This window comes from Larkinella fluvii (assembly GCF_051857545.1).
Taxonomy (GTDB): domain Bacteria; phylum Bacteroidota; class Bacteroidia; order Cytophagales; family Spirosomataceae; genus Larkinella.
This window is the reverse complement of sequence record NZ_JBPZHB010000001.1, coordinates 887,570-909,283: the sequence shown is the minus strand read 5'-3', so window position 1 is coordinate 909,283 and position 21,714 is coordinate 887,570. Positions and strand designations below refer to the sequence as shown.

Here is a 21,714-nt window from a genome sequence, read left to right as displayed (position 1 = left end):
TCTTCTTAATTGGTGGTTTTAAGCATCAGCCGGGCCTGTTTATCCCACAATTCCTGCAGCCTCTTTCCGCCTTCGGTCACCGTGCACAACGCCGTGCCGCCATCTTCGACCTTTTTTATTTTAGCGAAAGCAACTTCTTCATTCACAATCCGTTTGGTTCCATCGGGCCGGGCTACTTCGCGCTGGTTGGTGATGATGATGCGCGTGCGCATGCCCGGCAGTGGAAACGGAAAGGGAAGCTCGTCTCCGTCCGACGCCGATGCTTTCGAAGTCAGCCCCTCGCCTTCGACCCGAAAGCTGATGATGCCTTTTTTCTCGCTTTTTTCGAGCACTTCCAGAATTTGCATGCTGGCCGGAAATTTTCGGCGGGCAAAACTTTCTGCTTTGGACATCAGTGAACTCATGGCGATGTTGACCAGGTAATCCCGATCCGAATTGCTGCTGGAACTGGACGAACTCTGAAGCGTTTCGAACTCACTAACGCCGGTTTCGAGGTCAGTCACCTGCACTTTGGCTTCCACATTGCAGTTATTATAGGTTACATTCCCGATCCGCTGGTTACTGAAATTCACCGCCGTTACTTCGCCGTTGATCATGAACTGGGCTCCTGCCAACTGCCCGGCCTGAATGGCGTTGGTCTGATCGTATTTGTCGTCCAGCGACTTTTTCTGCTGCTGAACAATCTCATCCAGGGTGGACGAATCGACGGTTTTGACCCGTCTTGAACTCGTGAGACCCGAAAAAACGGCCGAGGTGACCCGGTCGCTGTAGTTTCCTTTGAACGGAAACACGCTCACAACCGGCTGCGACGAAACCTGAGCCATCGTCAGGGGAACCACAAAAAGCCATGCAGCTAACGTAAAGAGAACTTTCATAGTAAACGTGATTTGTTTTTAACGAGAGAAAATTGGTGTTGGGTGCGCGATTATTTATCCAGTTTTTCGAGAATTTCCTCCAGCCGACGGATGAGCGAGGGCAATTCGCTCCGGGCCTGGGCCACGAGCTGCTGGGGTTGTTTACTCATTTTGACCACGATCTGATACCGCCGGATGATTTCCGTCGTTTTGGGTTTTACCCAGCGCGTATCCTGTTGAAAGCCCGCCCGACAGCGTTCCGGCATATCGGCCTGATCGTAGAAAAGCATCTGGTTCAGGGAATCATAAAAATTCTTCTGGTTGCGGTAAAACGTGTCGAATTTTTCGGCAAACTGCTCGGCATTATCCGTACTGATTTCCTCATCCATCCGCTTCAACAGCGGCAAATCTTCCCGAATACCGGCTAGGGCCGTCTCGTTCACATAGCTGTCTAAAGGCGGGCAGGGCGCCTGATCTGTTAGTACGGGCGAAACCGGCGGTTTTGGCGGAACACCGCCCCCTCCTCCCTGGATGGGGCGAATAGTCATCTGTAGCTGCGGATTCTGGTTCTGGTTGTTCTTCGCAGCCGCACTTTCGGTCAGTTTGACGACGGTTTTTACAAACTGATCCCAGCTTGGTTTTTCCTTTGTTTTCGACGACAGCAGCCGGTTGGTCGCCACCTGCCAGGAAACCCCCAGCCACCCGCCTTTCGGATCACTGAAGGAATACTGGTTGCGTTTGCAACTGCTCAGAATCAGACTCCCGGCATAATTCCGAAACAACGCGTTGTATTTGGCGGCATCGGCACTTTCCGGTGCATCCATCGGAATGGCCTCGCGTTTGCTGGTGACGGGCGGCTCATCGCTCCGTTCTTTGTTACAGGCTTCGCCAATCACCAGCGCCAGACGCGGTTTTTTGGCCAGAATCCGTTCATAAATCGTTTGCAGATTTCGGGAACTGGTTTCCAGCGTAGCGCGGTCGGCGTTGGCTTTTCCAAAAATCAGGGAGGGGTATTCGTTCTGGCGGTTGTTCCAGCCGTGTCCGATAAAGTAAAACAGCACCACATCGTCGGCGTCCACTTTTAGTGCGTCCAGCTTCTGATCCAGTTCGGTGGCCAGGCATTTGGCTCCGCTATAAGCCGCCATTTCGAGTGACAAACCGGCATATCGGGCAACGTTGGGTCCGTAATTGCCGGTCAGGTAATTGTACGTTTTACGGTTGGCATCGCCGAGGGTTGGATCATCCGTGTCCGCAAAAACGATAAAATGCAGTTTCGCCTGTCCCAGAGACGGTGAAGTCCCCGGGCCGGCGAAACAGAGTAGAAAGAGAAGGGCTACGATGCGCATAGGGCTACTGCGGTTTTACGAATGTTTTCCCCCGGTTGTTCGCGGGTTTCTTCCCCGGTGCTTTAGGGTTCTTCTTTTTGTCACCGGGCTTGTCCGGTGTTTTCACCCCCGCTGCGGGCTGAACGACGATCTTCTTAAGCTGAGCCTGGACCTTTTTAAAGTCAGACTCGTTGGTTTCCAGCGTATTAAAATCCGTATAGGCGAAGGCGGTCGAAAGCAGAAAGTTAACGTGGTTGAACCGGTCGAGGGAGCGCGGGTGTGACGAATATACCGACTCGCCTTTTTTGGCGGCCACATTCCGGAACGCGAGCATGGCGTAGTTCTGGTTTCTCAACGCATAACCGGTGGCCGCCAGGTCGGAGGCTCGCTGGCTGTTGTCCTGCCGTTGTTCGCCGGTCTCCGAAGCGTTCATGACGTATTGCAGGGCCGCAGCTTCCTCCGGCGATTCACCGGCTTCTTTTTCATCCCGCGCCAGTTTACTCCAGACTTTGGCCGCCTGCCGGGGGTCATAGCCAGCCATGAACATGTATTGCAGCCCGATGCGGTCGGCCTGGGTTTCCTGTTCGCGGTTATAACTGCTGTGGTACATGTCTTTGGCCGTCTGAATCAACTTGGCCGGCACATCGCTACCGGTTTGGTAGCCGGTCACGGTGCTGCCGAAATCGGCCAGCGCCTGCCAGTCTTTGCTCGTTCGGTAGCTTTTGGTGTGGTGGCGCTGGGTAACGTGGGCAATTTCGTGGCCCAGAATGGCCGCCAACTGGGCCTCGTTTTCCAGTTGTTTGATCAGCCCGGTATGCACGATGACCGTTCCGTTGGGATAGGCCGACGCATTGAACGTATCGTCGTGAACCAGATAAAACTTGAAGTTGATAAAATCAGGGTGGTTGGGGTCCAGTGATTTCAGGTATTCGGGAATCAGTTTCTGCCCCACATCATTGACATACGCAAACAGGTTTCGTTCGGTCACGAAGCGATACGATGTCTCTTTTCCGATCTGTAAAACATCTTTGTTCATGAACAAAGCCTTGTTGATGGCCCGGCGCATCAACAGATCATCCTTACTGATTTCAACCGGGCGCATGGTGCCGGATTTGACAAAAATAACCCCGCTCGTATCGCGCCGACCCGTTACGGTCAGTTCGGCTCCCAACTGCATTTGGTTGAAGGAGTTGAATGTTTTGTTTTTCCATTCGTCCTGGCCCTTTACCTCGGCTTTGGGGTCCATCCGCACCTCCTGTCCGTCGATAATCGCCCGGTTTCCATCCCGAAATTCGAGAATACCGCTGACTTTGGCCTTTCCGAAATACTCATCATCCAGGTAAATTTCTTTGGCCGTGTTCTGCAACGTCCGCTGGCGATGGTCGAAATGGAAGGTGATTTCCATACCGGCCCGGAACGAGGAAGGGGTCAGCAAATCCTGGGGTTTTACTTTCCGCCGGATCCCTTTCGAATAGCCCACCCTGCGCTTCGGAAACAGGGTTGAATCGGTCATGAACACGTGACTATACCGCCCTTCTTCATCGTTTTCGGCCAGCACCAGCATGTATTTATAAGGCGGTTTAAACTCGATGATAATCCCTCTTCCGGTTTTATCGAGGGGCACTTCGTCCACCGGCGTGTCCGGCACCACCGGAGCTACGGGCTTTGGAGCCGTGGTTTCCGGCTTCGATTCCTCCTTTTTCTTCTTGCCCTTCTGGGCCACCAGGGTCAGCGGCAGAAAGAGCAGCATCCCCATCAACAGGTTAATACGCATGGTTTTCATGAGACCAGGGTTAGATAAAAGGTATGGCCGGGTCAACGGCGAATTCAAAACGTCATTTCGTGCGTTGGGCCACCGCGCTGCGGGTCGTCAGAACCAGCCGCGTCTCGGCCAGTTGGGGCAACCGGGCCATGCCCCGATCCACACACCGGGCGTTCTTCAGCGCGTCTTTCAGCGTTCCCACGATGATGTCCGCGCCGTGTTCGTTCGGTTTGGTTTCGACCGTACAAAACCGGGTGGTCGATGCCGCAGCAATCAGGGTTTCCTGACCAAAAGGCGGAATACACTCAAACTGATCCGGGAACACGATGTCCTTGTTTTCCTGACCCGGTTTAATCTCGAAGTCATTCCAGAGCAGGGCGACCTCGCCGTTGGTCTGCACATAGAGGAGCCGAACGTGGCCGGGCTTATTAACCCGGATTTGCACCGTCATGGTGTCTTTTTCCCAGAATTCCAGGTTTTTCCGGGCCGTCCCGGAAGCCTTCATCGTGATCTGAAAGGGTTCGGTTTTGGCCTCCACGGGCGGAGCCGAAGCCGGTGGCGCTCCGGTTGTAATGGTCTGCTGGGTGGCAATCACCTCATCGTTCTGTTCCGGTTTCAGTTGAAGCCCCTTCTCCTGCACCCAGGTAACGGGCAGATCCAGATTCGGCGTGAGTTTGGCGAAACTGTTGTCCGTAGCCGGGTCAAAGAGTTCGGTCATGATTTCAACCTGACCGCCCCTTTGCCGGTAGCTTCCGCGAATCCCCAGCCCCTGGGCCGGATCGTCGGCCACCACAGTCAGGCCTTCGTCGGTTTTTAGCCGTTGACGAAGCTCGTTCACCAACTGGTCGGAAAACGCATTGGTGAGTTGGCTGTTGTCATACGAAAATTTTCTTACCACCACCGGTTTCTTCTTGTCCGGCAGTTTTTCCGTGATGCTTTTGGCCAGGCGATACACCGCCCAGCTCAGGCTGCGTTCACGCTGGCGAATTTCGGGCAGGTTCACATCAACCGGAAAAGAAACAGCCTGGGGAGGAATGACGGCGGCTTTTTCGATCTTGACAATCCGGTAGTTCTGTGGTTCAAAACCGCTCGATTCGGTGAGGATATCGAAAGAAAAATGGATCGCCAGCGGGGTCGTCCGTTTGGTTCGGGGCGTCCCCGGTTTGTTAAACTCCGTCGTTTGGGTTACATAAGTGACCATCACCAGTTTCCCTTCCTTGTTGCGGCTGAGCAGGTATTTCTCCCGGTCCAGGTTGGTTTCCGCATCGCCCTTGAACAGGCGAAATTGCTGCGAATACTGCTCGACGGGATACGACTCGCCCATCAGATCGCTGAACACAAACGTCTCTTTGCCGGCAAACGACTGGGCAATCAAAATCTGTTGTTTGCTGTTGAACTCCCCCTGCGACTGGCAGTAAAAACCGGCTGCGTTCAGGGCGCTGGTATAGTCTTCCAGGGCCGTACGGCAATTGACAATGAACGCAGTGCTATCTCCCCGGGTGAAGCGTTGCTGAGCCCAGACCGCCGAAGAACCACCCCATAGCGACAGGAAAAGCAGACATGCAGTAGCCGTATATTTTTTCATAAGTTTCATCAGCATTAGGGTTACAGAACAAGGGGCTCGACGGTTCGGTCGATGTATTCCGGTTGTTGGGAAAATCCATTTTTCTGGGTTTGGGCAATCACCTCACTGCGTACATCCTGAAAAACATCCCCGATCCGTCGTCCCCGCCGAAGGTGCGTGAGCAGGGCCGCCGTATAGTATCCATTCTCTTTCGGGCCATTCCGGGCGGTGGAGCCGGGTGCGGTGGCCAGGGCTACGTAGCAGTTATTGATGCTGTTTTCGACATGAATCCGCTTGAATCCGCGGCTCAGTCCACCCTGGGAAACGGGGCGGGGCAGCTCGCCCGCAACTCCCGAAAGCCGAACCGACCGGGGGCTGTCTTTTTGGGCCGGAGCGGTCGTTCCGGCAGGTTTACCAAACGGGTCGTCGCGGCAGGCATCGATGATAATGATGCAATACCGGGGCTCCTGTTTTTGAATGGCGTCGATCAGATTCGTCACCGAAATGGCCTGCAAATCCATGTCTTCCGGGTTTTTAAGCTGCGCATCGACGGGCAGCAGGTAGTTTTCACCCCGGTGCTGCACGCCATGACCGGCATAAAATACCAGCGCAACGTCGGCTTTACTGGCTTTTTTATAAAATTCCAGCAGCGTTTTATCGATGCCTTCCCGCGTCACATCGGTAACGAGTATGGTTTCGAAGCCCAGGTCGGTCAGCCGCTTTTGCATGGCTTTGGCGTCGTTTCGGGGTTGCCCCTCCAGGCTGTTCACGTTCTTGTAGTCGGAGTTGCCAACCACCAGGGCCACCCGCCGACCGTTGAAATTGGAAGCTGGCAGCGCACCGGTTTTGCCGCCAATTTTCAATTTCTGCTCTAGTTGTGCCTTGCCCACCAGCGCATCCGGAAAATCCGGATCGATGTCCAGCGATTGCTGGTAGTATTTGAGCGCCTGCTGCGGTTCACCTTTCTGTTCGTAGGCTTCACCCAGATCACAATACACCCGAAAAAGCTGGCCGTGTTTCAATTTCAGGCTGGTCTGAAAATCGGCGATGGCCACATCGACCTGGCCTTTCCGCAACCGCGCCCGGCCCCGGTTTCGATACGCATAGGGCGAATTGGCGTTGAGATCGATGCCTTTCTGGGCCGTGGTTTCGGCTTCGTCGAACCGGCCGTGTTTGGTTTGGCAGTAGCTCAACCCGCTGTAGTAATCCGCTTTGGAGGGCGCGCGGTTGATGGCCTGCTGGTAATCGCGGGCGGCCCGTTCATACTCGCTCAACTGAATGTAGATATACGCACGCTGGGCGTAGTATTTGGCCGGTCCCTCGTCCCGGCGGATGGCCTGATTGACGTCCTCCAGAGCCTCCCGGTACGCTTTCACGGCGGGCAACGAGCGAACCACCGCACTCCCGTGATAGGCTTCGGCGGCTGTCAGGCCATCGGGCTGGATTTTCAGGACCTCCCGGTAGTAGCCAATGGCCTTCTGCGGATCGGTTTCCCGGTCGGCCAGTTCCATCCACTGCAGCGCCGTCCGGACCGATTGGGCCTGAATCGAGGGGCCGAAAAAAACAGCCAGACCCAGCAGCAGCACGAAAATTGACAGGTGTTTCATCGCAGTTGATCCGGTTGATTCCAGTGAACGATCAGGTTGGATGCCTGAACCCAGGGTTCCCGGCGACCGGCCGGAAACGGCACGGCATCCGTTCGTTTACGCCGGTAAATCTGCGAGCTTTCGACCGAAACCGTAACGCCTTCCAGCACAATGAGCTGTCCAACCACCACCTTATCCGGGTTCTCGATAAAGTCATCACAATATTCCAGGTCGAACGATTGAATCTGAAACCGGGCGATGGCTTCGGGGCGCAGCCGGAGGGCCAGAAGCTGGGCCAGCGTCAGCGTATCGGCTTTTTCACCGGTGATCACCACCACGGTATCCGAGCGCATCAGTTGTTTCAGTTTACCAAGGGCCTGGGTTTGCCGGGTTGGGTCGGCCAGAAACCGAACAAACCAATGCTGCATCTGCTCGTGGTAGTCGGCCACTTTCGCAATGGTCAATCCCGGCAGCTCGACCGAGCCGGTTTTCCGCCGGATGCTGTGAATGACCAAATCCTGGTAGGTCCCCTTTCGCTCCGTCGCATCCAGTTCAAGCACCCACTCGTCGCGTTGCCGCAGCGGCTGCCGGCCTTCTCTCAGGATGCCCGTCAACGCTACCGACGCGGTCACTTCAAGGCGGGTGCGGTTCTTCTTTTTGGCCACTTGCCGCATCCGGGTCGGATGAAGCTGGAAATGAAAGACATCTTCCCAGAACAGTTGCGAAAAACCGTTGACCCAGTTCCGGGCGGTCGTTTGGGGCGAAACGTGCTGGTAAATAACCGCTGGCTGGCGCAAATCCGGAATCTTCACCGTATCGGCCACAAAAAAGTCTTGCAAAGAAGCCAGTTTCCGGGTGTCAGTCTCGGCCGAATCGACCCGGCTGCTGAGTCGATTGACTCGGTTTTCCCACTTCGCCAGCCAGTTTGCCACGGCCGGATTCACCAGATTGAATCCGGCGGGTTTAACGGGGGCGGCCCAACCGGTCGTACTGGAGATCCAGCCACCAATCAGAATCCCTACCAGTATGTTTTTCATGCTATTCATGTCAGTCAGGCTTTTTAGACGATGCGGACCATTTCATGTACCGGCTCAGGGCGGCAGGCAGGGGCGTTCGGTACTCGACGCTGTAGAGGTCGGTAATCAGCCAGCCCGCATTCTCTTTTTCCCGGTGAAAATCTTCCAGTTTGAGCAGCCAGCCCCGGCGAATATCCAGATACAGATGCACTTTCTGGGTTTGTTGTAACGTCAGGCTACCGTCCTGAACAGCCTTCGACAGCCGGATCAGCGTTTTACTAACCGGATAGGCCGAAAGCGTAAAGGCCAGCAGGTTTTCGCGGTTGCGCAGAAAATTAAACAGATTCAAAAACCGGGTTTCGTGCGTTTCAGAACTGATAAACAGCGAACGATCGTTGCGTCGGGACGTATCCAGTCGCATGGTATCCGTCCGCGAAGCCTTCAGAAACGGAGCCTCCGCATCGATAATTTTCCAGTCCGAATAGGAATCCGTCCGGTTTCTTTTCAGAAAAAAGGTAACCTTCTGGGGTGTATTTTTATACAAAACCGTGTATTCCACTTCGCCAAATAACTGCTCCGTGTCCTTCGGCAGCAAAACGGCGGCCGTGTCGTTTGCAATCGTTGACACAAACTCATCCACCAGGGTTTGATAGGCCGGGCTGTGTCGGCCCGAGCGCGCATTCAGCCGCGGGTCGTCTTCGTTGAAAAGCATCCGAAGGTAACGTTCCCGCGGGTAGGTCAGCCGACTCAGGGAGTCGAAAGCCTGCTGCGTCGGCGTTTGCTGGTAATTGAGCCGGTGCAGAAAATCACTCACAAAAGCCACGCGCTGAATCATGAACGGTTCGGCGGGCCGGCTCACCACGGACAGATAGGCCGGCCTGGTCACCGAATCCGCAGAGAGTCTCGTGAGCGAATCCGTCGCCGGTTTTTTGAGCGTGTCCGTCACCCCGGCTTGCCGGATCGTATCGGTCGCCCCCATCGTTCGTGGCCCCTCGATAACCGCCGGCGTCTGGCCCAAAACCGCCAGCAGCGGAATGGCTCCCATTACTACTTGCCAAATTGTCATTCGCGTTGTGTGCAATTAGTTATCGTCCCGAACAGTGGCATCCACCGTGATATTCCCCAACAAAACCATCCAGTTTTTCTCTTTGTAGAAGGGGTCTTCCCGCACCCGCAGGTCTGCTTCTATCTTCTTGGTGGTTTTATCCTGATAAACCGGGACGCCATTTCGCCAGGCTTTAAAGGCCTGAAAATACTGCCCGGCCGCCTGGTAGGACCCATCGGGCTGCTTTTTCCAATCACTCAACCGGACCGATTCGAAGTTGGTAATCTGCACTTTATCGTACTTGAGTGCCTTGATCTTTTCCAGGTATTGCCGCAACGGCAAGGTGATATGCCCCCCCGTATTGATATTGGAAACCTCCACGCTGACATCTTTCTTGAACATCAGCAGAGCCTGCCGGATGGCACCATTGCGTTCATCGAAGGGACGGTCTTTGTCCGCGATGATTCCCAGGTAATCCACGAAGGCCTTGATCCGGATTTTAGCTTCTTCGCCAAAGTCCTGAAGTTGCTGCTGGGTCAGCGTATCCGGATTAATTATAGTGGTGGCGTTGGCCCCCGATACCGATTGGACTCCGGTCAGCATCAGACTCAGTAAAACGGGCAGAAAAAGGAATTTCATAGGGATGGGGTTATTCTGTAAAGTTTTATCAATCAGCACTGTATCATTTATTGATTCCAAATTTCCTGGACGGCGACTTCGGTGTAAAACCGGCCCGATGGATCGAGTTTGGAAAGCCGCTCCACGATGTTGACCTGCCGGATGCTTTTTGCCAGCGTCGAATAGCGGCTCATCAACTGATCCAGCGGTATCAGCGCCACCTGGGTCGCGTTGACGTATACTTTTACCCGGGCGTTGTGAACAAAATACTGCCCGGCCTGCGTCTGCTTCGAGGTGCGGACGGCATACGTGAGCGACTCATCCGCCAGCGTATTCAGAAAACCGTTGACGTCGCTGAAATCCGGTCGTTGAGCCGGAGCCGCGGGCTGCGGGGCTCCGGCGACCACCGGTGTCTGGACGGGAGCAGCCGCATTGGAATCGACCGAAGCTGACGCTGGTGTGGCTGTCGGATTGGCCGGAGCCACTGCCACCTGGCTGTCCGGCGCCGTCGCGGTGGAATCACCGGCCAATCCAACCGTGAAGATCGACTCCTGTTTAGCCAAACGGGCGGCCTGAATGCTCCACATCCGGGTTTGGGTATCGTCGAGCAATTGCTCCCAGGTCACCCGTTCGTTGTAATGGCAGGCATAATCGATCGATTGCAGGAGCGACCAGGTATAAAAACTCCCGCCCGGAGCGGCTCCCGAAACCTGCCCCCGTTTGCTACTGGCGGCAATGACCCCCCCCCGCTGCTGTAGGAATAACTGGCGAAAAATGGCCGGATTACAGGCCGTCCCTTTCACCATAGAGCGGTCCTGGGGGACGTTCTCATCGATCACTTTGTTGCAGCAATCGCCGATGGTGAGGCAAAAACGGGCCTTCTTTTTCATCAATTCCTCATGAATGAGCATGAGGGGAAAGTTTCCGTCGCCGGTCGTATCGATTGCCATAATCGGGAAGTTTCCCGCATATTTAGTCAGGTTGAAACCGTGTCCGGTGTAATAAAAAACGACAATATCCTCCGCACCACAGGTCAATCCCAGTATCGATTTCCGAATCGCAGCGTTGCTGAACTGGTCCTTCACCAACACGTCCGATTTATACGCATAGCCGATGCTTTCGGCAATTTTACTAAACTGCTCGTCGAAGTGAAACAAATCCAGTTGGCAGGCCCGAGCCAGGGTTTTATCCTCGGTAGCCCCCACCATGATGACGTGGAAAGTGGGTTGGGATTGAGCCTGAAGCGTAGTCAGGCTGACAAGGCAAATGCAAAACAAGACGATCGATCGCATAAAGAATTTGTTTTTGTACTCATCAATGCCGGTAACCGGACGCAGGTTATCACCCTTTTTGAAAAAAAATGAGAATAAAAACCGCCCGCGACCAAAGGCCGCTTCTGGACAGGCCATACCTCTATATTACCTAATTCGCGTTTTGGTAAACAAGGTAAAATTAGCCATACCATACAGGCTAACAATACCTACTTTCGGGTATTTCTACTAAGGAAAACAGGACATAATCGCTGGTATCGGCAGGATGTAGATGGACACGCGGATTTGATGGATGCCTGTTTTCTCCGGCTCACTTCTCCCGTTCTGATTCTGAGGATTATATCTCGTTTAGCATGACTAAAAACTACACCATATATCATTACAGGAAGGCCATCGGCTTACGCCTGAACCAACCTGCGCGCTTCTTTCATTGTCTGTTAGAGATGGAAGTGTTACAGGAATTCTGACTGGAAGTGTGTGGAATGAAACTACGAGTGAAGAGCAAAAATACGTGGTATTCTTACAAATAAATACGGTTTTTGATTAAAATTAATCAGGAATTTTTATTCTCTTTCCGGTTAGGTTATAAAGCCCGGGTGGTCAGAATTGCCGTGGAATTAGCGAAACAATACCAACTGATAATCAAACCCTTCGTGAATAATTTCATAAAATTACCTGACCGATCACTACAACTCTATTAGGCAGGTCTATGGTTTTTAAGACTTCACCAGCGACAGAATAAACAACACCAGCCCGCCAATGAAGAGGATGGCTGAAAATAAAACCGCAAAAATCATCAGAAATCCCTGACTACCGGTTTTGGGCATCACCATCAGGGAATCTCTCTCTTTAAACCGACCAGTTTGCGGATTTATCAACTTAAAACGCCCTTCCTGCTCGATGGTAAATTCAGCAATGGGAACAATCCGACTGCCCGACCCATCTTTCCGCTGCCCGAGCACGTTGACAAACGAATGCACAGCCACGGTTTTTCCCGTCATTAAATCGGACACTTCAAACGGAATATCCGTCGGAATGATACCGGTTAACGAAGGGCGTTTGACCGCGATTTCGTATGCGCCGGGCTCTTTTAACGAAAATTCAAAATCCGGCACCAGCGCCGAGTCTTCAATTTTCGTTCCGGCTGTATAAACGCGGATCAATTTGCCAATGCTTTTGAAGAGCAGCAGGAAACCAGCTACCATCAGCAAGGCGAATAAAACCGTTGACCAGAATGGAAACATGGGTGAAGAGAAATGTTAAAATTCGAGAAGCAATCCCTGCCCGGGAAAGATCAGTTTTAATTTCAGCGTGTTATTTTCCTGAAGTTGTTTTTTAATCACGGCTTCGTTGTTTCCCGCCGGTTTGATGTGTGTAATGACAACCGGCAATCCGTCCAGGGCTGCTGCACCGGTCAATTTACTCAAAGCCGTCAGTTCGTGCATCAGCCAGTTGGGGGTTAAATGTCCATACAACTGATTATCCGGTTGCTCGTTTGGATACGAAACTTCGATCAATATTCCCTTCAGCTTTTTCGATTGAACCAGTGGGGAAACCGCCTGCCAGAGTTGCGACAGATAGCTCGATTTCTCGATTAAATCCGGTCCTGTATCACCCAGGTACAGCATATAATGCTCACCATTTCGGATCAGAAATGCCGCGCTCTGGTACGAATTTCCGTGGCTCAACGGAAAAGTTCGCACACTCATGCCCGTCGCTTCAATGGGAATTTCCTTCTCCGGCGAAAGAACCGTATACCGGTATTTGCTCAACGCTGGCTGATCGCCCTCGTTGGCCAGATTGGGCCAGCTTTTCCAGTTGAAGTAGTTTTTTTTGAGCACCTCCAGGCAAGCCGCCATCGCGTAAATCGGCTTCCGGGCGTCTTCCGTCGAGTTGATGATCAGACCCGACAAATGATCCAGGTGGGCGTGGCTGATCAGGTAGGCTTTGATATACTCTTTCAGAACGGCTTCGGCACTGACTTTAAATACCTGATTCTGAACCGCTTTCTCAATCCCGGCATGGAGCGTTCCGGCATCCAGGCAGATGTACGCATCCGTTCCCTGCGGTGCCAGCAGATAAGCCGAAAGATTACTTTCGTCGATACCGCCTTTCACCCCCAACGGAACCACCTTGAAGGTTGACCCGGACGGTTTTTGCGCAACGGCACCGAAGAATACAAAGAGAAAAAAGAAGACAGGTAGAAATCGGACAGCCATGGAGCAAACGGGTTAGCCGTTTAAAACTACACGATTTCTGCCACCAATTCAAGGCTTCACCCGATCCCACCACTTCCAGACCGGCCCCATCCAGTCGGGAGCGTTCAGCAAAGCCGGGTGATGCAGGGCCTCCAGCACCTGCCGGGCGGTCATCCGGCGGTCAGGCGACACCGTCAACAACCGGTCGATGAGCCGCTCACTCGCTTTCGACAGCCCGGGATTCAGCTTGTGGGGAGCGAGGTAATCGCCTTTCTGAATCCGGCGACCAATTTCGCTCTGCGTGTTTCCGCCAAACGGGGGCTGCCCCGTCAGCATTTCATACAGCAAAACCCCCAGCGCCCAGCAGTCGGACGCGGAACTACTCCGGCCGAAAAACTGCTCGGGGGCCATCGAAGACGCCGTCCCGATCAGGTGGCCCTCGTGCGTCAGCTTCGGTGAAGTAGCCGCCCGCGCCAGTCCAAAATCCAGCAATTTGGCTTTTCCGGGTCGGGCAATTTTGATATTTCCCGCTTTCAGATCCCGGTGAACGATGTCGCGGCTGTGCATATACTCCAGCGCCGAGGCAATCTGGGCCAGTAGTTTCCAGGCGGTCTCTTCAGAAAAAGGCCCATTTTTTCGGATGTACTGCTCGATGGTTGGCCCTTCGATGTATTCCAGCACCAGACAGGAAAGGCCATTTTCCACAAAAAACTCGTACACGAGCGCAATGTGCGGATGCCGTAGCGAGGCCTGTACGGCGGCTTCGTTCCGAAACCGTTCTGCCTGCTCCATCCGGCTCAACAGCTTGATGGCCACCGTTCGCTGCGTCGCGGTGTGGTAGGCCTGGTACACCTCGCCCATGCCGCCCGACCCCACCCACTGGGTCAGCGTGTATCCTCGTATTGGTTGGTTCATGGCTCACATGCGGTTTTTCTTATCCCAGAACCGTGGCCGCCAAACGGGTCAGGTTCATCGAGCGGGCGTTGGAATCAATGATGTCGCGGTACAAACCACCGTCGCGGTAGAGCGATTCGTGGGTTCCCTGACCCACAATTTCCCCTTCCTGCATGACATAAATCTGGTCAGCGTCCATGATCTGGCTGATGTTGTGCGAAATGATCAAAACCGTCCGGTTCTGCTTGATCGCATCGAGACTATCCTTGATCTGTTCGGTCGTAATGGCATCGAGGCTGGCGGTGGGTTCGTCGAGCAGCAGCACCGGCGGATTTTTCAGGAAAAGCCGGGCAATCGCAATCCGCTGCTGCTGACCACCCGACAGGGCGCGGGCTTCGGTCTGGTAGCCCTGCGGCAACTGCAACACCTGATCGTGCAGACTGGCCTGGCGGGCGGCTTCTACCACGGCCTCAAAAGGCGTGTCGAGCTTGCCATAGCGGATGTTTTCTTCGACGGTACCGGCAAAAATGTGGTTTTTCTGCAATACCAGCCCGACATTTTCCCGGACAAATTCGCTGTCGTAGTCCGATAACGGCTGGCCGTCGAGCAGCACGCGGCCCCGCGTCGGGTCATAAAAACCGGCCAGCAGATTCAGCGCCGAGCTTTTGCCCGCGCCCGACAAACCCACCAGGGCCGTCACTTTGCCGGGTTGCAGTTCGAGCGTAATGTTCCGCAACGCCTGTTTGCCGTTGGGATAGACAAAATCCACGTTTTGAAGGGTAAAATGCCCCTTCCAGACGGGCGATTTCAGCGAACCGCGCTGGAGCACGTAGGTGTTGTTCTCAATCATATCGAAAAATCCTTCGGCATACACCAGGGCCTCGGTGTATTCATCATAGATGCGGTGCAGGTGACGAACTGGCGCCGATACATTATTGAACAGCATAATGTGCAGCAAAATGGCACCGACCGACATCTGGCGGTTCAGGACAAAATAGATCGTTACGACAAAAACCAGCACGATTCCCACCTGCTCGGCAACGCTTTTTAGCCCGTCAAACAGGTAATTGGTGCGGTGGTGGCGGATTTCGTTTTCGGCCAGCCGGTGGTTCAGGTCGTGCTGGCGGCCCTGTTCGTAGCCTTCCCGCACGAAAGATTTGACGACAAAAATAGATTCCAGCAGGCCAAACAATGCGTTGGCCTTGTTTTCCCGGATTTCCTGAATATTCCGGCGAATCTGCTTCTGGCGATTGGTCTGTTCCCGGCTGATGTAGGCATAAACCGGCAATACGAGCGTGGCGACAACGCCCACCCCGACATTTTTGTTGTAAATCAGAATCAGCGCAAAAGCGGCATTGGCCAGCATCGGCACAATGTCTACGAACAGGTTTTTGACGGTTTTCGTCAGGCTCTCGATGCCCTTGTCGATGCGTTTTTCGAGCTTCCCGGTCTGGTTTTGGCCCAACGCGAAAAAGGACAGGTGGTACGAAACAATCCGCTGAATGGTGTAATCGTAGAGGTCGGCGGCCATGCGAAACCGGATGCGGTCGCTCAGAAACTTCTGCCCCAGTTGCACCAGCAAACTCAACACCTCCTTGGCCAGCAGAATCACCACCAGCGTCCCGACCACCCAGCTTACTTCCTGTTTGTCAATGGGTTGTTTCAATAACTTCTGGACGGTATTGACCGTGTGTTCCATCACCAGGGGCGTCACCTGAGCGAGCAGGGCACCGATGGTCGTCAGCAGGAGCGCCAGGGCCAGACTTCCCCGGTAGCTCCGGACGAAGGGCCACAATTTTCGGATCAACAGGAACGTATTCATCAGATCATCTGGCGGATAAATTCCTGGGTGTTCAGTTTGCCGTCGGTCTGGTAGTCGTAGAAAAGCTCGGTCATCGAGGCCACGATGTGCGGGTCTTCGGTCAAAAAAGCCGTCAGTTTGGTGGCCCGGCCGCTCGTGCTGGAACCGCTGCCGAGAATACAGACACACAGACCCCGGTAGATTCCCGGTTTGTTTTCGCGGGGGGCGCTGATGAAAAGCTGAACGGGCAGCGTCTTGTTTGCTTTCGTAATCCGGATGCCCAGTTCCTGCATTTCCCGAATGGCCTGGGTGTGTTCGGCATACAATTGGTTCACCAGCAGTGCTTTGGGATCGGTCGGTTCGATCGCCGACGACGGAATCAAAAACCGGTTGTGATGCGGAACGCTGTCGGTCTGGCTCAACAGGGCGTTGCTGCCGGGGCGGTATGTTTCGACTAAAACGTGTTCGTTGATGACTTTGCCGAGGTATTTCAGAAAAGCGTGACTCGCTCCTTCGTTCTGGTCGTTCAGGGTCACAAACTCGACGTGGGCGTCGCTGCCCATGTTCTGGAGGTAAATGGCGGCTCCTTTCAGCTTGTTTTCCACGTCCGTGCAGTCGCGTTGCAGCCCTTCGGCTTTGCGGGCGTAGTCGAACTGGGTCGCATTCCGGAGTTCGTGCGGTTTCAGATCGGCGTGTTTGGCGACATAATCCATCCGAAACGGCGCAATGCCTTCCACCCGGGCGGTATTGGACAAAACGAGCAGATCATTGCCCTGCGACTGCGCCGATTCGACCACCCGGCCAATGCCTTTCAGCACCTCGTCGGAGCCTTCCATCAGCAACACTTTTTCGTTGACTTTGCCGCTCACGTCGATCATCAGCGTGTTGAGCGACTGCGTAGCCTGCACCAGCAGATTGGTCTGGGTTTTGATGTGCTCCATTTCCTGCTGGTTCAGCCGTTCCTTCAGGCGGTTGGCTTTCTCCGTCGTGACCGTGACGTATAAACCGATAAAGATTCCGACAATCCCGCCGAGCAAACCGGCAATGTCGAGTTCACGGATGTATTTGTCGAGACCCGGATTAAAATACGCCCGAGCGTCCGTCCACTTTCCGGTTAGGGGATCAATCTGAAAATCAGATAAATAATGCGATGTATCGTGAAAGACATAGTACCATTTCAACCCCAGCGAAATCAGCAGAGCCAGAAAAGGAATCATGAAAAACGCCGTGAAGAGCAGCGGGTGATTCCGGATGATGTCGTAGAGTACCGCAAAAAAACCGTCATTCTGGGGATCGGATTCGGCGGTACGAACCGGTTGAGGAGCGGGGGTAGAAACAGCGTGCATGAGAGCCTTTGTTAGATGGATTGACCATTACAAAGATCTCGTTCGGGGCTCCCCCATTCAATCCGCAAAGACCTACATTTTGGGTACAGGAAAACCTATAGTTTCGGTGTACCGCCCGGAAGAACGCTGAGGAAGAGATACCCTACCGCCCCCCGGAAGCAATGCCTAAATTGGCTAATTTTTTATACAGCTTTGTAAGTAATTCCTGGGTTGGCCCCAGCCAGAACTCGCTCCAGCTTACCGAGGTCTGCGCTTTTTTTCCCAGAACGGTTTTGAGCGTGTTATTCCGGCGCTTGAAATAGACCAAATAATCGTCACAGACCCGAACGATGGACAAAGTATCATCTTTACGTACCTGATTCGTAGTAATCAACGCAGCGAGATAAGCGCGGGCATCTTCTTCCGTATCGGTGTAGGTAAGATTCGTGCTGTTGCCGTCATAATGGACAACGATGTAGTCTTTCATGGCTGATTGGGGCATCTTTCAAAGAAGTATACAATGATAACAAAAATTGAGTATTTGTACGGAATAAAATTTGATAAAAATTAATATCCCGGGAAAAATTGTTATTTAAAGGTTGCCGTAACCGTCGATTGGTTATAACCGGCGAAGCAACCCAGACCACCCGTGATCGTATTGGGCAATAAAACCGGCTCCGCAAACGGGTTCCCATCCGATTTTTTTTGCAGTTCCAGCGCCTGGTGATACTTGTAATAGGCCTCATCCACATGGAGTAAGCTCGCCTTCACGGTGGCTTTATCATACAGGTTAACGAACGTCATTTTATCAGACACAGTCTGGGTTGTCGTGGTACTCTGGTTCAGAAGCCCCCGATACGATTCCAGCATTTTACCGTCTCTGGCACCATCCGACAACAGCGTGTTGACGGTTCCCAGCGATTCAAAAAGAACCGGCGTGGCTTCAGCCTTGGGCTTCGTGCCTGCTTCCGCTTTGCAGGTGGGGCACGACTTCGCATAGGCAAAGACCCCAATTGTCTGGTAATAGTTGGTTACGGACGGCGCATCCTGCCAATAATACCGAACAAAATATTCTTTCTGACGGCTGGCGTCCTCCGACGAATCGAGCCGGACCTGTTGCAGGCGCAGGGCCTGCGGAATCGTACAGACACCGGAGGCACTCAGCCCGTCGGGGGTTTGCGCCGTGAGCTGGTACGTCTCGCCCGCCCGAATCGGAAATTTTTTCGGATCAGCCTGGTAATAATCGTTCTTGCCGTTATACGTGAGTTGAATCGACCGGCTACCGGCCGTGAGCGTTACTTTAGCATCCCGGACCACGCCGTAATTGGTCGTGTAATTGGGGTCGGCGACGGGGCGGGTGCTGTTCACCTTGATGGCTAAAACCGTGTCCTGCGGAGAAATGAATCCAATCAGGACCAGTTTTTTAGCGACTTGCGTTAACCCTTCGGGCTCAATTTCCTGACGCATATTCTGGCAACCGGCGGCCAATAGCATAACAAGCAGAGATACGACGTATATCCGTTTCATGGTAATAAGTGGGTAAGACAGAGAGTTATTCACTAAAACCGCACAAGGAGTACTCCATTGCACTCCTTGTACTTCAGAACCCGCACAACGGTGCTCCATTGCACCGGTTGTACTTTAAAAACCGCACAGGAGTGCTCCATTACACCCACTGTACTTGATAATCAGGGGTGCAGGGGTGCTCAATTACACCCACTGCACTTTAATGATCGTACAGCAATGCGCCATTGCATTCGCTGCACGGGATTGTATTCAACTACTCGGTTTAAAACTTGAACGTGTAACTGACCGTGGGAACGACCGGAAAGAGTGAATACCGATAGAGCACCGACTTCGACGGTTTGTTGTCGATTTCCACTTTCCCTTCCAGCGAATAATAAAAAGGATTTCGCCGGTTGTAAGCATTGTAAACACTTAATTCCCAAATACTCTCGCGCGATTTTCTCCTGGTATGGTATTGCAGGCTGAGGTCCATCCGGTGGAAGGCTTCGGCCCGAAAACTGTTCTTCTCGCCGTAATCTTTCACGTTTCGGGTGTCGATAAACGGGCTGGCACTGGGGTTGGAATGATCCGGATTGTTGGCACTCACGGCATACCGCGACACTGGAACCGTCAGGGCCTGGCCGGTTCCGTACACCCACGTTCCCGACAATGTCCACCGCTGACGGAGCTCATATACGCCAACCACCGAGAAGTCGTGCCGACGGTCGTAGCGCGGAAAGAATTTCCGGCCGCCGTTCAGATCCGCAAATTGCCATTGTGTCCACGACAGCGTGTAACCCAGCCACCCGGATAAGCGACCGGTTTTTTTCTGGAGCATCACCTCGCCCCCGTACGACCAGCCTTTGCCCGCCGTCACATTATCTTCCCAACGGGCGGGCGCGCCCGTGGCTGTGGTGTTGGTCAGCAGAAAACTGGCGCCCTCTTTGTAACTGATGTTGTTGGTCATCGTTTTGTGATAGCCCTCAACGGTGAGCGCAATGTCGGCATTGAAATCTTTCACGACCCCAATCGCAAGCTGCTCAGACTGTTGCGGTTTCACCCGGTCGGTGGTGGGGACCCACAGGTCGGTGGGCAGACCGGCACCCGAACTCGACAGCATGTGAACATACTGGTTCATCATCGCATAGGCTCCTTTCAGCGTCCAGTCGGCCGGTAGTTTGTAGGCCACCGACAGGCGGGGTTCCGGCCGGACGTACTGCGCATCTTTGTGCCAGAAGTAGCTCAGCCGCAACCCGGCGTTGATGCGCCAGCGGTTCGTCGGCTGCCAGAAATCTTCGGCATACGCCCCGGATTCAATTACCTCGATGGCCTGATCGGCCCGCATCGATGGCGTGCCGGTTTCCAGTTTGGCCGAAACCACCGCGCTGGGCGTAAACCGGTGAGACGTTGCCTGAAAACCAAACCGCAGTTGATGCGTCGAACCGGCATAGACATCGAGGTCGTGTTTCAGCGTAAAATCCCGGATGCCCGACAGATACTCCAGCCGGAAAACCGCCCCGGGCTGGTTGGCAATCGTAGCCGTTTCTTCGTTGGAAACCCGCATTTTGTAGTGACTGAAAACCAGCGCCGTATGACCCGACACGCGGTTGGAAAACCGGTGGCTCCAGCGCAGGGTACCCGTCGAGTTTCCCCAGCCAAGCCCCGATTCGAGGGTGCGGTCGTTGTAAATCCGCTGGCTGGTGAACTGGTCGGCTCCCGTATACCCGCTCAGATACACGCGGTCGCGCGGGCCCAGATCGAACGAAAGTTTGGCGTTGTAATCGTAGAAACCAGAACGGGACGGAAGGCCGGATTCCGAGCCCGGCGAGAGTGCCTGCGTCAGCAATCCTAAATAACACTGCCGCGCCGACACCAGAAACGACGCTTTGCCTTTCTGCAACGGGCCTTCGAGAGTTAACCGGGAGGCAATCAGACCGATGCTGCCCGTACCGTGCAGGTTATTCTTATCGCCTTCTTTCATGCCCATTTCGATGACCGACGACAGCCGGCCGCCGTACCGCGCCGGAAAACCGCCTTTCGTCAGTTCGACTCCCTTCAGGGCGTCGCCGTTGAATACCGAGAAAAAGCCGAGCAGGTGGCTGGGATTGTAGACCACCGCTTCGTCGACCATGATCAGGTTCTGATCCGGCCCACCACCCCGGACGTAGACGCCCGCGTTTCCTTCCGATCCTTTCTGAACACCCGGCAAAAGCTGGATCACTTTCAATACATCTTTTTCGCCCAGCAAAGCCGGTATTTTATGGAGTTGGGCAATCGGAACTTCGATGCGGCTGAGTTGGGCGTTGTCGCTATCTTTTGGCCGCGCCATTTGGCTTTTAACCGACACCTCGGTCAGGGTCTGCCCGGGCGTCAGGTATATATCCAGTGTCTGCTTAGATGGCTTAGGAAGGAGGGTGCGGGTAACCGTTTCGTAACCTACAAATGAAAAAATTACCGTGAGGCTATCGTTTGCCGGAACGGATAAGGTGTAAAAACCGGCGGCATCAGTAACCGTTCCCGTCTGGTGACCGGCCCAATAAACGTGAACGCCGGAAAGTGGCTTGCGACTGCCCATTTCCCAGACAAACCCCGACATGGTTGCCGGGGTTTGCGCTGCCGCCGAAATGGTCGCTAATGCAAAAAATAGCTTTGCAAGAGTAGAGGATGCTTTCACAATATCAGACAGAGAATATTACTGAGTACTTTTACTTAATGCAAAGTAAATACTTTATCAGACATGTTGAGTAACCGATTCACAAAAAAAGTAAATAAAATAATTTCTCCAGGTATTTGAAAGAGGATATAAAATCAGTTATTTATTTGATTTACAACAAATTAACTTGTATTTAAAAAACAGTGAAAATTTTATCAGACGCTAATTTTAATCTGATTTTAATCTTTCAGATAATACCTAAGGCAAAAATAATTACCTTTTTTACAACCTCCGAG

17 protein-coding genes are annotated in these 21,714 nt (G+C 53.5%); all 17 read right to left on the bottom strand.

All coding sequences use genetic code 11. The features are described from left to right. Positions 1 to 5: 5 nt before the first annotated feature. The 17 genes from ACS5NO_RS03555 to ACS5NO_RS03475 all read right to left on the bottom strand — a co-directional run bounded on the left by ACS5NO_RS03555 (position 6) and on the right by ACS5NO_RS03475 (position 21,361). Positions 6 to 875 (bottom strand): LpoB-related protein, encoded by an 870-nt coding sequence (locus ACS5NO_RS03555; RefSeq protein ID WP_439413864.1) that lies wholly within the window; start codon positions 873 to 875, stop codon positions 6 to 8. Positions 876 to 925: 50 nt separating this feature from the next. Next, a complete protein-coding gene (locus ACS5NO_RS03550) occupies positions 926 to 2,200 on the bottom strand; it encodes a caspase family protein (RefSeq protein ID WP_439413863.1) in 1,275 nt (424 codons plus the stop codon). 4 nt (positions 2,201 to 2,204) lie between these two features. After that, positions 2,205 to 3,962 (bottom strand): M48 family metallopeptidase, encoded by a 1,758-nt coding sequence (locus ACS5NO_RS03545; RefSeq protein WP_439413862.1) that lies wholly within the window; start codon positions 3,960 to 3,962, stop codon positions 2,205 to 2,207. Positions 3,963 to 4,014: 52 nt separating this feature from the next. After that, positions 4,015 to 5,535 (bottom strand): DUF4384 domain-containing protein, encoded by a 1,521-nt coding sequence (locus tag ACS5NO_RS03540; protein ID WP_439413861.1) that lies wholly within the window; start codon positions 5,533 to 5,535, stop codon positions 4,015 to 4,017. 11 nt (positions 5,536 to 5,546) lie between these two features. Beyond that, on the bottom strand, positions 5,547 to 7,112 hold the full coding sequence (locus ACS5NO_RS03535; protein WP_439413860.1) for a caspase family protein: 1,566 nt from the start codon (positions 7,110 to 7,112) through the stop codon (positions 5,547 to 5,549). Then, on the bottom strand, positions 7,109 to 8,128 hold the full coding sequence (locus ACS5NO_RS03530; RefSeq protein ID WP_439413859.1) for a hypothetical protein: 1,020 nt from the start codon (positions 8,126 to 8,128) through the stop codon (positions 7,109 to 7,111). The genes ACS5NO_RS03535 and ACS5NO_RS03530 overlap by 4 nt, the downstream gene beginning before the upstream one ends. Positions 8,129 to 8,138: 10 nt before the next feature. Next, a complete protein-coding gene (locus ACS5NO_RS03525) occupies positions 8,139 to 9,173 on the bottom strand; it encodes a hypothetical protein (RefSeq protein WP_439413858.1) in 1,035 nt (344 codons plus the stop codon). A 15-nt stretch (positions 9,174 to 9,188) separates the two neighbouring features. Then, positions 9,189 to 9,791: a hypothetical protein gene (locus ACS5NO_RS03520; protein ID WP_439413857.1), complete on the bottom strand. Its 603-nt coding sequence runs from the start codon at positions 9,789 to 9,791 to the stop codon at positions 9,189 to 9,191. A 47-nt stretch (positions 9,792 to 9,838) separates the two neighbouring features. Continuing rightward, a complete protein-coding gene (locus tag ACS5NO_RS03515; protein ID WP_439413856.1) occupies positions 9,839 to 11,062 on the bottom strand; it encodes a caspase family protein in 1,224 nt (407 codons plus the stop codon). A gap of 695 nt (positions 11,063 to 11,757) precedes the next feature. Then, positions 11,758 to 12,285, bottom strand: a complete 528-nt coding sequence (locus tag ACS5NO_RS03510; protein WP_439413855.1) for a hypothetical protein — start codon at positions 12,283 to 12,285, stop codon at positions 11,758 to 11,760. A 15-nt stretch (positions 12,286 to 12,300) separates the two neighbouring features. Next, entirely contained in the window at positions 12,301 to 13,260 is a 960-nt protein-coding gene (locus ACS5NO_RS03505) for an MBL fold metallo-hydrolase (RefSeq protein ID WP_439413854.1), read from the bottom strand. Between the two features lie 48 nt (positions 13,261 to 13,308). Beyond that, entirely contained in the window at positions 13,309 to 14,154 is an 846-nt protein-coding gene (locus ACS5NO_RS03500) for a serine/threonine-protein kinase (RefSeq protein WP_439413853.1), read from the bottom strand. Between the two features lie 19 nt (positions 14,155 to 14,173). Next, positions 14,174 to 15,955, bottom strand: a complete 1,782-nt coding sequence (locus tag ACS5NO_RS03495) for an ABC transporter ATP-binding protein (RefSeq protein ID WP_439413852.1) — start codon at positions 15,953 to 15,955, stop codon at positions 14,174 to 14,176. After that, on the bottom strand, positions 15,955 to 17,280 hold the full coding sequence (locus ACS5NO_RS03490) for a hypothetical protein (protein ID WP_439413851.1): 1,326 nt from the start codon (positions 17,278 to 17,280) through the stop codon (positions 15,955 to 15,957). Before ACS5NO_RS03490 ends, ACS5NO_RS03495 begins: the two co-directional genes overlap by 1 nt. A gap of 142 nt (positions 17,281 to 17,422) precedes the next feature. Next, positions 17,423 to 17,761, bottom strand: coding sequence for a hypothetical protein (locus ACS5NO_RS03485; protein ID WP_150879494.1), 339 nt, complete (start codon positions 17,759 to 17,761; stop codon positions 17,423 to 17,425). Between the two features lie 86 nt (positions 17,762 to 17,847). Next, entirely contained in the window at positions 17,848 to 18,786 is a 939-nt protein-coding gene (locus ACS5NO_RS03480) for a DUF4249 domain-containing protein (RefSeq protein ID WP_439413850.1), read from the bottom strand. 262 nt (positions 18,787 to 19,048) lie between these two features. Then, entirely contained in the window at positions 19,049 to 21,361 is a 2,313-nt protein-coding gene (locus tag ACS5NO_RS03475; protein WP_439413849.1) for a TonB-dependent receptor, read from the bottom strand. Between the last annotated feature and the right edge of the window lie 353 nt (positions 21,362 to 21,714).